General features: G+C 36.0%; 11 protein-coding genes and 1 pseudogene. 11 read left to right on the top strand and 1 reads right to left on the bottom strand.

The features are described 5' to 3' along the window. The 11 genes from AN161_RS13105 to AN161_RS13055 form a co-directional block, all read left to right on the top strand. On the top strand, window positions 1-944 hold a 944-nt coding region (locus AN161_RS13105), incomplete at its 5' end, for an HD domain-containing phosphohydrolase (RefSeq protein ID WP_053594803.1). A 285-nt stretch (window positions 945-1,229) separates the two neighbouring features. Continuing rightward, window positions 1,230-2,948 (top strand): methyl-accepting chemotaxis protein, encoded by a 1,719-nt coding sequence (locus tag AN161_RS13100; RefSeq protein WP_053594802.1) that lies wholly within the window; start codon window positions 1,230-1,232, stop codon window positions 2,946-2,948. 191 nt (window positions 2,949-3,139) lie between these two features. After that, window positions 3,140-3,709 carry a manganese efflux pump gene (locus tag AN161_RS13095; protein WP_053594801.1) on the top strand — a complete coding sequence of 190 codons (570 nt, stop codon included), beginning with the start codon at window positions 3,140-3,142 and terminating at the stop codon, window positions 3,707-3,709. A 245-nt stretch (window positions 3,710-3,954) separates the two neighbouring features. Further along, window positions 3,955-4,584: a heme uptake protein IsdC gene (gene isdC, locus AN161_RS13090; RefSeq protein WP_075807237.1), complete on the top strand. Its 630-nt coding sequence runs from the start codon at window positions 3,955-3,957 to the stop codon at window positions 4,582-4,584. Continuing rightward, window positions 4,584-6,044, top strand: coding sequence for an NEAT domain-containing protein (locus tag AN161_RS13085; RefSeq protein WP_053594799.1), 1,461 nt, complete (start codon window positions 4,584-4,586; stop codon window positions 6,042-6,044). Before isdC ends, AN161_RS13085 begins: the two co-directional genes overlap by 1 nt. Before the next feature lie 81 nt (window positions 6,045-6,125). Continuing rightward, the gene (locus tag AN161_RS13080; RefSeq protein WP_053594798.1) at window positions 6,126-7,439 is read left to right on the top strand and encodes an NEAT domain-containing protein; all 1,314 of its coding nucleotides are present in this window, start codon (window positions 6,126-6,128) and stop codon (window positions 7,437-7,439) included. 15 nt (window positions 7,440-7,454) lie between these two features. Next, the gene (gene isdE, locus AN161_RS13075; protein ID WP_053594797.1) at window positions 7,455-8,378 is read left to right on the top strand and encodes a heme ABC transporter substrate-binding protein IsdE; all 924 of its coding nucleotides are present in this window, start codon (window positions 7,455-7,457) and stop codon (window positions 8,376-8,378) included. Between the two features lie 155 nt (window positions 8,379-8,533). Continuing rightward, window positions 8,534-9,499, top strand: coding sequence for an iron ABC transporter permease (locus AN161_RS13070; protein WP_053594796.1), 966 nt, complete (start codon window positions 8,534-8,536; stop codon window positions 9,497-9,499). 6 nt (window positions 9,500-9,505) lie between these two features. Beyond that, complete coding sequence (locus tag AN161_RS13065) at window positions 9,506-10,276, top strand: ABC transporter ATP-binding protein (protein ID WP_053594795.1); 771 nt, start codon at window positions 9,506-9,508, stop codon at window positions 10,274-10,276. A 12-nt stretch (window positions 10,277-10,288) separates the two neighbouring features. After that, window positions 10,289-11,059: a class B sortase gene (gene srtB, locus AN161_RS13060; RefSeq protein ID WP_053594794.1), complete on the top strand. Its 771-nt coding sequence runs from the start codon at window positions 10,289-10,291 to the stop codon at window positions 11,057-11,059. Window positions 11,060-11,354: 295 nt separating this feature from the next. Further along, entirely contained in the window at window positions 11,355-11,882 is a 528-nt protein-coding gene (locus AN161_RS13055) for a YceI family protein (RefSeq protein ID WP_053594793.1), read from the top strand. A gap of 96 nt (window positions 11,883-11,978) precedes the next feature. Here AN161_RS13055 and AN161_RS13050 read toward each other — a convergent pair. After that, window positions 11,979-12,664 (bottom strand): annotated as a pseudogene (locus tag AN161_RS13050) (hypothetical protein); the annotation flags it as partial.

Here is a 12,664-nt window from a genome sequence, read left to right as displayed (position 1 = left end):
TTGTAATCGTTGATGAAAATCAATTAATTATCGATGTTAATCAACAATACGAAACGATCACCGGCTATAAAAGAGAATTTCTTATTGGACTACCAGTAGAGAGTTTAAAATCGAGTGTAACGCCATTTGTTATGTATAAATCGTTAAAAAGTACATTAAAAAAAGAACAGCCATGGTCTGGGACAATGGTTCATGTCAACAAATCATTAGAGCTAAGATATTCATTTATAACGATTACGCCAATTGAAATAAAAGGAATTATTTATTATGTAGGAGTCATGCGCTTAGCAGAACAACTATTGATAGATGAAGTGAATCAGAAGAAAATAGAGCACAAGGAGCTATTTCAGTTGTTAGCTCTATCAAGTGAAATGCGCGATACAAATATAGCAGAGCATCTTTTGAATGTGCAAAATTTAGTAGAGGAATTGTTGCTAAGCCTCTTTGAAGATAAAACTTATAATTTATCATTAGAGTATGTTAGTAAAATTATAGAATATAGTGTTTTACATGACATTGGAAAATCGGGAATACCAGAATCAATCCTGTATAAAACTGGGCCACTAACAATCTATGAAAAAAAAATTATAAAGATGCATCCTCTTATGGGGATAGATGTATTGAACAAACTATCTAATGAAATGAATAATAAAATTTTTGATGACAAAAAAATAGCTGAAAATATTATTAAATATCATCATGAGAACTGGGATGGAACAGGATATCCAATGGGGTTAAAAGGAGAAGAAATTCCTTTTGAAGCGAGAGTAATATCTATAGTAGATGTTTACGACGCCTTAGTTAGTGATAGGGCTTATAAAAAAGCTTGGACAAAAGAAGAAGCTCTTTCTTATTTAAAAGAACAGAAGGCTATTAAGTTTGACCCTCATTTAGTAGAAGTGTTTATCGAAAAAGTTATTCAGAAAGATAGTATTTTTCTATAAGTCCAAATCTCTGTGTTAAAGGGGGAAACATAACATTAAATTTCCATAAATATTCATTTTTGCAAAAATTTTAGAGGCCATTTATATAAGTTGATCTTCGTTACGACTGGGCGACTCCTAGGGGATCAGCGATAGAGAAACGAAGGCTAAAACCATCACATCCTGTGAAAATGCCTTCGTGACCAACCTCGTGTCGTTTTTGTTGCTGTCGCTGTCGCTACGCTAATGACGATGAGCCAATCTTATTATCAATATAAATTAAATGTTTTTAAGGTGGAGAGATAAATGAAGTTTTATAAAAACGCATCTTTGATCGGGAAGTTCGGAATATTCAATTCAATTATGTTGATTGCACTTGTCATTATAGGGTTTACTGGCATAATGGGTGTTGAAAAAATGAATGATAATGCGACATCTATATATGATGAAGATTTAACTTCTATCTATTTATTAAGTAACATTTCAACTAATCAGCAAAAAATAACGAATCTAAAGTTCAAAATTTTCTTTCATTCACAAGATCTAGATGAAAAAATTCAATATTATGAAGAAATAGCAACTATTGAAGAAGAAATTAGTTATGCCTTTAAAGATTTAAAGAAAGTAAACATGGATAGTGAAGAAAAAAAATTACTTAAGTATTTGGAAGAAGTAAATCAAAGTTATGAAGACATATTAGAATCCAGTTTTCAACAAGTTACCTCTGGTGCGACAGAAGTGGATGCCAATGTATTATTAGAACCTCTATTTGAAAAAGAAAAGCAAAGAGATGATTTGATGGAGCAATTAGAAACAGCAACTATCAAAAGTGCCGAATTGAGCAATGAAAAAAATAATGGAACATATAAGAGAACATTGTATCAAAACGGTATTATTATGGTTATCACTCTACTATTTAGTATAAGTATTCTAATCTACTTAAGTAGGTATGTTAAAAACGCAATCTCCAATATTCAGGATGTAGTTTCTGGGGTTGAAGATGGTGATTTAACGCGACATGCTGAGGTATTATATCCGGATGATCTTGGGAGAATTACGCAAGGTTTGAACAATTCTGTTACACATATTCAGGAACTTGTTTCTAATGTGAATAGTACCTCAACACAAATGGGAAGTTTAAGTGAAAATTTAAGTGCAACTATTGAGGAAATTACGGCTTCAATGAACGAAATTGATACAACCTCAAAGGAAGTCGCTATGGGAAGTACTACACTAAGTGCAACAACAGAGCAACTAAACGCGACTGCAATTGAAGTGCTTGATAGTACGGAAAAATTAAATGAGAAAACAGAATATAGTCTTGAATTCTCACAAAAAGTAAAAGATAGAGCAATTGATATTAAAGAAACAGCTGTTCAAGCATATAGTACAGCTCGTGATCTATATGATGACAAACAAAAGCTAGTTTTAGAAGCGATTGAGGCCGGAAAAATCGTATCTGAAGTAAAAGTAATGTCTGACACAATAGCAGATATTGCAGATCAAACGAATTTGTTAGCATTAAATGCAGCTATCGAGGCAGCTAGGGCAGGAGAGCAAGGAAAAGGTTTTGCTGTTGTTGCTGACGAAGTCCGAAAATTAGCCGAACAATCATCTGAAACCGTTCAAAGAATACAAATTGTTACAAGTGACGTAGAAAAAGCATTTAAAAATGTGTCTACTAATGCTCAAGAGCTATTACACTTTATAGACGATAAAGTAACACCTGATTATGAGCTTTTCGAAAACAGTGGAATTCAATATGAAGAAGATGCTATGTACTTTAATACATTAATAACTGAAGTGACCGCATTTGTTGGGACGATGAAGTATTCTATGCTAGAAATACAAAAAGCGATTGAAAATGTATCTACTGTCGCGCTAGAGTCATCTGATTATTCAAATGGGATAGCAAATAGTATTTCAGAAACATTACAAGCCATACAGCATGTAGCAGAATCATCCGTTCAAACTGCAAGTATCGCCGAAAAGATTTCTCAACAGTTAAATAATTTCAAGCTATAGAATAGGAAAATTACCCGCTGGGAAAGACGTTGAATACGGTTAATCTTAAGTCTCCCGCGGGTAATAGCTGAAGAAACGCGGGCAATCCCATTCCCTCCGTAAGCAATTCCATTCAAAGTATGAATGAACAAAAATTTTTTCCTTTCATATCATATGTGAGAATGGATTTTACGTTATTGAGGAGGAAAAGAATGCATTGGATAGCCATCATTCTTATTGGGATCGCTGCCAACTTAGATAATTTAGGAATTGGTCTCGCTTATGGTATTAAGCGAGTGAAAATACCCGTATTATCCAATGCGGTTATTGCCCTTATTTCAATGATCGTCACATACGTTGCAGTTACAGCTGGGAGCGTAGTTATTAATTTTGTCTCTCCAGATTTCGCAAATTTAATAGGAAGTCTTTTGCTTTGTGTTATTGGGATATGGACTTTATTATCTAGTCGCTTGTCTAAACAAGGGATATTAGAAAACCCTGAAGTATTTGATGAGGATAAAAATTATATCATTTCATTTCGAGAAGCAATGACGCTCGGCTTTGTCTTATCAGCTAACTGTTTAGCCGGCGGAATAGCACTTGGAGCCAATGGTATTTCTGCAATATGGACTGTTATTTCTATCGGTGTCTTTTCGTTCATAACAGTAGGCGCGGGTGTTCACTTTGGCGGTTTACTGACAAAGACATTCATAGGAAAATACTCAACCGCTATTTCAGGATGGTTACTAATTCTTATAGGGGTCCTAGAAATATTCTCTTAAATACAATAGGTTTTTAGTTGAGACTAGATGAACCGAAAGAAGTGCTTAAAAGTAGGAAATATCACATATATTTTACGTGATATTTCTTTTTTTTGAGGTAATTATGACATATTAAGGACGAATTTGGTTTAGTGGTTGACATACGTTGGTATTAACGATTATTCTTGGTAATAGAAGTATAATTGAGAATGATTTTCAATTCAATAAGTACTTTCAATTATGTTTTTAGAGGAGGCATGCAACACATGAAGAAATTAATGATGCTCGTCATGCTTGTAACTTTGTTTGTATTCAACTTTGCGTTACCACAAGCATCTGCTCAACTAGCTGACGGCACACATTCGATAAAATATCAGGTCAATAAACCTGAAAGTAACTCTGTATCCATTGCAAATGATTATTTTGTAAAACCAGCAAAGGTGACAATGAAAAATGGGACAGCTACTGTACAAATTACATTAAAAAATAGTGCGTGGATTACAAAGTTCCAACCACCAGGTGGAGCTACTGTAGTAAGTGAAGATAAAGCAGCTGATACTCGCACTGTACAATTTACAGTTAAAGATTTAACAAAACCAGTTGTGACTTCTATGAAAATTGATATTGATGATATTAATTATCACCATGAATACAGCGTCTCACTAGTATTTGATGCGGCATCTGCAGGAAGCGCAACAGTAGCAAAAGCAGATGATACTAAAGCGACTAAAGCAGATGATACTATAGCTACTAAGGCACCAACAACTTCTTCTGAAAGTCAAGTGCCGAATCCACAAACAAGTGATGCAACACCGTATTTATTAATCATGGCATTAGTTGGATCAGCATTTTTACTTTATAGAAAAAAACTACAAACAAAAACGGAGGGTCAATAATGGCTAAAAAACGTCAATCACGCGCAACAAAAATAGTACTAGCTTCATTGCTAGCAGCATCCCTTTCAGTACCATCATTTGCATCTGCAAAGGTAGCTGAAGTAACGACTACAAATACTGAAGTAAAAGTGGAAGCTACTAAATCAGAGAAAGCTGATACTATCGTAGATTTCCAAATCTTTAAGCCAGGTACAACAGAACCACAACCTGCAATTAGCTCTCATCTTTTAACACAAGGTACTATCGTTGAGAAGGATGGAAAGTTTGAGGCGAAATTAACAGTAGTTGCAAAATCTGCATCGATGATTTCAGGCTTACAAACAAAGCAAGGTGATAAGTTTGTAGATGCTACTGAAGTGAAAAATGCAGATGGAACAATTACATACAGTTTCCCAGTTGTAGCTGGTGAAGTATTATCAGCGAAAATCCACGTTGTCGTAGCTTCAGCTAATATGGACAAGTGGTATGATTTTGATTTAAAAGCAGTAGAAAATAAGGAAGCAACTACTGGGGAAGAAGATGGGAAATCTGAAGAAGCTAAAGTAACTGATGTGGCTGTCACTGTTTACAAAAACGGTACTTCTGAAGAATCTATTATGAAGCAATATATTGAACCAAAAGTAGGCGTATCAGTAGTAGACGGTAAAAACATAGTTACTATGGCATTCCCTCAAGGTCAATATGTTAAAGGATTCACAGTGGAAGGAAAAGCAGCAACTTTAGTAAGTAAAGACTATGCTACAAACAAAAGTACGTACTCATTTGAAGTTCCAGACTTAAAGAAACTTGTAAATGCACAGCTGCATATTGTTGTGAATGAGCCAGACAAAGGCGTGAACTATGACTCGAATCACCAAGTACAATTTAGCTTTGCTGTGGAAAGCGCAGAAAAACAAGTGGTGAATCCATTTAAAGATATTAGTAATGATGCTAATAAAGATGCAATCTTAGCTTTATACAGCGAGGGAATTGTTAAGGGTCAAGATTACTTTAAACCAAATGACAATATTACACGCTCTCAATTTGCGTTAATGATTGCTCGTTCGTTAAATGTATCTTCTACAAAAGATGCTGGATTTAAAGATACAGCGAAACTTGACACAGAAAGTGTACAAGCAATCAATGCTTTAGCTGATGCTGGAATTGTCATGAAAGCAGAGAACTATAATCCAAATGGAACACTTACTCGTCAACAAGCTGCAGTGATGATTTACCGAACAGTAACGCATGTTGCAGGAAAAGAAATGAACTACGGTGATCCAAGTTTGTCTTATTATGCTGATGGTGCAACTGTTAAAAGTGAAGAAGCGAGAAAAGCCTTTGCGTTTCTATATGCAGGTAAAATCATGACTGGATCTGTCGATGCTAAAGGTAAAACTGTTATTAATGCAAGCAGTCCATTAAAACGCGCACATATGGCAAAAATTTTAAATGGCTCATTACAATACATGAATAAATAATACGGTTACAGCAACTTCCTTTCTCACTTATTCGAGGAAGGAAGTTACTGTGTTCTTAAAGAATTTGGAGGAATTTACACAGTGATTAACAATAGAAAAATATTTCGAGTATTCGTTTTGAGTACTATTTTACTGATGTTTCTCCCTCCATTTGTATGGCTTCAGGCAAAAGCTGAAGAATCTGTATTAGAAAATGGGAGCTATCAAGTTGAACTAAGCTTTTCATCTCTAGATGGAGGGAAAGACAATATTTTTAGTGAATTGGCGATAATTGATGTGAAGAACGGTCAATATAGCTTGAATTTAACTATAAATCAGCCATTGAGTATTAGAGATATACATATCGAACAGCTGGAAAATGAGCTTTCGTCAAACGTTCAGACTGAAAATTTAGTTCAATTTGATGTCAAGGATTTACATCAGCCTATTATTATAAAAGGCAAGATGGCACTTTCATCCTCTGAAGAATATTTCCCTTTTTCCCAGGAGCTTCAATTACAATTAACAACCCTTTCAATAATTGTGCCTAAGGATGAGGAAGTTATTCCGGAAAACGAAGTCATAGAACCTCCTTCAGAAGAAATCTACGATAAGGAATGGTCAATGAATTACGTATTATTAGTAGATGGAAAAAACGAACAATCGATTATGAATACATATGTAAATCCTGTTGCAAAAATAAAAGAAAAAAACGGCAAATATTATGCTCACATGACCATTTTAAAATCTAATTGGATAACAGGATTAACTGTAGCTCAACAAGGAAACCAAGTGGAACCAAAGCTTATTTCACTCGTAAACAATGTCCGAATCGTCGAATTTGAAATTAGAAATTTTGAACAGCCTATACGAATGTGGGTTAAGGTTGATATTCCTGAGATTTCTTATCATCATCAATATTTCGTCAATCTAAAATTCGATCAACAGCAGGTAGCAAAATTTTTAAATAAGCCTTCTGAAGCAGTATCATCTGAGCAAGTAACTAGTGGGAAGCCCCCTGTTATTGTTAAAGAGCAAGTGAAAAAAGCACCTGTGATAAAACAGCATGAGACAGTGGTAAAACAGCAAAATACGGGGGTAAAACCAGCACAACTACCACTGTCTCTGCCACTGCCATCAGTTCAGCCTACATTCATTGTGCCAAAGGAAGAGCAATTAGCATTTGATCGTACATTTGACGCACCTATTGAGGATGCTGTTGTAGACGAGGCGGAGAAAGCTGATGTTAAAGAGGACACAGCAGAAAAAGTAGTGAAGGATTCTAAAGTCGATCAGCAGCTTGCTCAGCTGAATATCGTAAAGATCGTATTGTTGATAATAATTTGTATTTTATCGGGCTGGTTGCTCGTTCGTCGTATGAAAAATTCCAAAAAAGATGTGACGGAACAGAAATAAGTAGGAGATGACTTTATGCAAAAGAATTGGAAATGTTGGTTGCTCATGATGGCGCTTATGTCATTACTTTTGGTAGTCGTTGGCTGTAGTGATGGAGATAAGCAAGAAAAAACAGAGACACCTAAGGAAAAAGCACAATCATCAGCTGAAGCAACTGATGAGAATGAACATCGCATTATTGCAGGAACGGTTGTTATTGCAGAAATTCTAGACAAGCTTGAGTTGGACGCTATAGCAGTGCCTGAAACAGAAAAAACATTAGCAAAACGCTTTGATGATCTGCCTACTATCGGTAATGCTATGGAGCCAGATATGGAGATTGTTAAATCATTAAATCCAACAGATGTGTTATCAGTGTCGACATTAGAGTATGATTTACAGGATAAATTCAAGCAGTTAAAAATTCCAGTACATTTTTTAAACTTTCAAAGTGTTGATGGCATGCTTTCAGAGATTAAAACACTTGGCGAACGCTATGATCGCGTAGAACAAGCTGAGGAGTTAGTGAATGGATTACAAAAAAATATTGATGCTGTACAAACAGTTGCTGGGAGCAAAGAGGGACCACGTGTACTAATTTTACTTGGAATTCCCGGTAGTTATTTAGTTGCAACTGAAAACTCCTATGCAGGAGACCTTGTGAAACGTGCAGGCGGTATTAATGTAATGGCAGGGCAGGACGCTGAATACTTGTCTTCGAATACTGAGTACCTGCATAACAGTAACCCTGATATTATTTTACGTCTATCACACGGTATGCCAGATGAAGTAGTAAAAATGTTTGACGAGGAATTTAAAACGAATGATATTTGGAAGCATTTTGACGCAGTAAAAAATGGTAAAGTATATGATTTAGAGGAAGAGTTGTTCGGTACTACAGCCTCCTTACAAGTGCCACAGGCTTTAGGACAGCTAATGGAAATCTTCTATCGTGAATAGAAACTAGAAATGTCGCTCGATCACAAGCATAGTCTTGTCATAGAGCGCTTTTCTTATATCTTTTATTTAGTAGGAAATTCACATTTTAGATCCTTAGTAAAGTTGTGGATATACATATAACATGATGGAATTTGAAAAGAAAAAGGAAGTCCGATATGACAAAAAAAATTGTAAGCTTTTCAATTGTAATTGTATTATTACTTGTCTCAGCAGTTTATGCAGCAACAACGGGTAGCATTAAAATGGGCTTTTTTGAATTTATAGGTGCATTATTTGATGAAGGAAATAGTCAAATGGAAGCTATCCGAGATTTAAGATTTCCACGGATTATCGTTGCGGTGTTTGCTGGTGCAGCACTTTCCGTTTCAGGGGTACTATTACAATCTGTGATGCGTAACCCGTTAGCGGATGCAGGGGTTATAGGTATATCTTCAGGAGCGGCATTTGTACAACTCTTTATTATTTCTTTCTTTCCAGCATTATTTTTTATGACACCTGTATTAGCGTTTATAGGTGGGGCATTTGCCTGTGCGCTCGTTTTTGCGTTGTCATGGAAGTCAGGCTTGAGTCCATTAAAACTAATTTTAGTCGGGATTGCTATTAATGCAATGTTCACTGGATTAACAGAAGCTTTCATTAGCTTAGGTGGCTCATTGAATACTTCAGCTTCCAGTGTTGTAGGGTCAAACCTAACGATGCGTACTTGGAAGGATGTATCAACAATTGTCACATACGGTACTGTCGGATTAATAGCTGCCTTTGCGTTATATAGCTGGTGTAACCTTCTTGTATTACAAGACAAAACAGCGAAAAGTCTAGGCTTTCATGTAGCCCGTGCTCGTCTATTAATAGCTGCAGTGGCAGTATTATTATCGGCTGTTTCTGTAGTCGTAGCAGGTGTTATTTCGTTTGTTGGTCTGTTAGTACCGCATATTGCCCGTCGTTTAGTTGGGCACGATCATAAGGTGCTTATTCCTTTTACAGCATTAGCGGGAGCATTATTGATATTAGTGGCAGATACGATTGGACGAACAATTGTTGCACCGATTGAAATACCAGCTTCAACCATTATGGCAATTATCGGTGGACCATTCTTAATATTCCTATTACGAAAAGAGTGAGGAGACATGGAAATACAAGATATTATCGTATCGCATGATAATACTCGAAATCATTTAGATGGTGTATCAACGATGATTGAAAAAGGCAAAATCACAACGATTATTGGTCCAAACGGCTGTGGAAAATCAACATTATTGAGTGTTATGTCCCGCAACAATAGGCCAATATCGGGGAATATATCGTTAGAAAACAAGGATTTGGTGCACTATAAGCCAAAAGAGTTTGCCAAAAAACTAGCAATAGTCTATCAACAAAATGATGTACCAAAGGATTTAACAATAGAAAAGTTAGTGAGCTTTGGACGTCTACCACATCATACAATGCTAAAAAGAAATTATGAGGAAGATGCCAAAGCTATTGAATGGGCGCTCGCTTGTACGAATTTACTAGAAAAACGTGATACGGATTTAGAGGCTTTATCGGGTGGGGAACGTCAGCGAGTGTGGATTGCTATGGCTTTAGCTCAACAATCGGAAATTTTATGCTTGGATGAGCCGACAACGTATTTGGATATTTATTATCAAATCGAACTATTAGAGCTTGTAAAAACATTGAATGAGGAGCATGGTTTAACGATTGTCATGGTGCTTCACGATATAAATCAGGCGATTCGCTATAGCGATCAAATCATTCTGATGAAAGTTGGACAAATAATAGCTGAGGGAGCACCACGCGATGTCATTACAAGGGAAGTTATTAAAGAAGTCTATGGCGTTGAAGCTATTTTCAATGAGGATGAACAGCTTGGGTTTTACATGGTCCCCCTCGGAATATAAACGGGTGATACGATGAAAAAATGGACATCTAAGTTATTAACATTTGTATATTTAGCTATATTTTTATACTCAGGCTTTTCGTTAGCCAAGTACTTATATACGTACTATGAGACCTCAAAATCCCTGGAAGAAGTACAAACGATTTATGAATCAACATTGGCTACTCTTGAAGAAGAAGCTGTGGAAATCTCAACAGAGGATACTTTATCGACATTTACAATTCGTCCACAATTCAATGATTTATTAACTGTAAATAAAAATATTGTTGGATGGATTTCTGTCGAGGGGACAAAGCTCAATAATCCAATTTTACAAACGGACAATAACGATTTTTATTTAAATCGTAACTTTAAAAATCAAGAAAGTCGTGCTGGCAGTGTTTTTATGGATTATCGAAATGATGTACAAGATATGAATCAAAATACTATACTATACGGCCATGCGATGAAAAATGGTACGATGTTTGGTAGCTTGAAAAACTACTTGCAGCAGGATTATGCGGAAGCACATCCGATCATTTATTTAGACACACTGTATGAAGGGTATGATGTTGAAGTTTTTGCTGCCTATGAAACAACGATAGATTTTTATTACATTGAAACAGAATTTAAGAGCAATGATGCTTTCCTAAATTTTTTGGACGAGATTCAAGCACGCTCTGCAATCGAAATGAATGTAGATATTGGGCCAGAAGACAAAATTCTTACACTATCGACTTGTAAGGATTCTGTCATGAGTGACGATCATCGTTTTGTCGTCCAAGGTAAATTAGTGAAACGCTGACAAATCAGGAGTTTTCCCATTTCATTGGGAAGCTTCTTTTTTGTATAAAAAACCTGAGATCATCGATTTAAAAATTTTATTAATAATAACTTGACGTAAGTAAATTATTAATATATAGTAAGTTACATAAAGTAATCAATAACTTTTAGTAACTGATATTAACTAGGATGTACAAAACAAGTAACTACAAATGTTTATCCTCAAAATTTTAGGGTACATAATTAATGTAGTTACTTCATATTTTAAAATATATCTCGAAATCGAGATAAAAACAACACAATGGAGGAATTTTATAATGACAAAATGGAACATTGATTTAGGACACTCAGCAATTAACTTTCAAGTAAAGCACATGATGGTATCAAAAGTAAAAGGTGTATTCGATACTTATTCAGCCGATATTGAAGCAGCAGATCTTACAGATTTAACAACAGCAAACATTAACTTTACAATTGATGCAGCTAGCATTAACACACGTAGTGAAGATCGTGATAATCACTTAAAAGCAGCTGATTTCTTCGATAGTGAAAAATATCCGACAATCACATTCAAGTCAACAAACATTACAAAAAAATCAGATGATGAATATGCAATTACAGGTGATTTAACAATTAAAGACGTAACGAAATCAGTAACATTTGATACTGAATTTAATGGTAAAGGTACAAATCCATGGGGCCAAGAAGTTTATGGCTTTGAATCTGTAACAACAATCAATCGTGAAGAATTTGGCTTGACTTGGAATGCGGCATTAGAAACTGGCGGTGTTCTTGTTGGTAAAGACATTAAAATAACAGTTGAACTAGAAGTAAATCCAGCTTAATTTTGTAAACTGTGCTCGATAAATAGCGGGCACAGTTTTTTTATCTTTATAAACAAAAACCACTATCTATTTACGAAAATAATCCAATTAATAGGCTCATCTCCATAACGAGTGGTTGATTTCCGTTCCGACTGGGCGCTTTGTAGCTACCGCTTTGCTTTCGCTACAGAAAACATTTATTGTTGCTGTCGCTTCGCTTTCGCACAGATAAAACATTGTTGCTGTCGCTTCGCTTTCGCACAGATAAAACATTGTTGCTGCCGCTTCGCTTTCGCACAGATAAAACATTGTTGCTGCCGCTTCGCTTTCGCACAGATAAAACATTGTTGCTGCCGCTTCGCTTTCGCACAGATAAAACATTGTTGCTGCCGCTTCGCTTTCGCACAGATAAAACATTGTTGCTGCCGCTTCGCTTTCGCACAGATAAAACATTGTTGCTGCCGCTTCGCTTTCGCACAGATAAAACATTGTTGCTGCCGCTTCGCTTTCGCACAGATAAAACATTGTTGCTGCCGCTTCGCTTTCGCACAGATAAAACATTGTTGCTGCCGCTTCGCTTTCGCACAGATAAAACATTGTTGCTGCCGCTTCGCTTTCGCACAGATAAAACATTGTTGCTGTCGCTTCGCTTTCGCACAGATAAAACAATTGTTGCTGTCGCTTCGCTTTCGCACAGATAAAACATTGTTGCTGCCGCTTCGCTTTCGCACAGATAAAACATTGTTGCTGCCGCTTCGCTTTCGCACAGATAAAACATTGTTGCTGCCGCTTTCGCACAGATA

It is taken from the genome of Lysinibacillus sp. FJAT-14222 (assembly GCF_001278875.1).
GTDB lineage: Bacteria > Bacillota > Bacilli > Bacillales_A > Planococcaceae > Lysinibacillus > Lysinibacillus agricola.
This window is presented reverse-complemented; position numbering and strand designations above follow the sequence as displayed.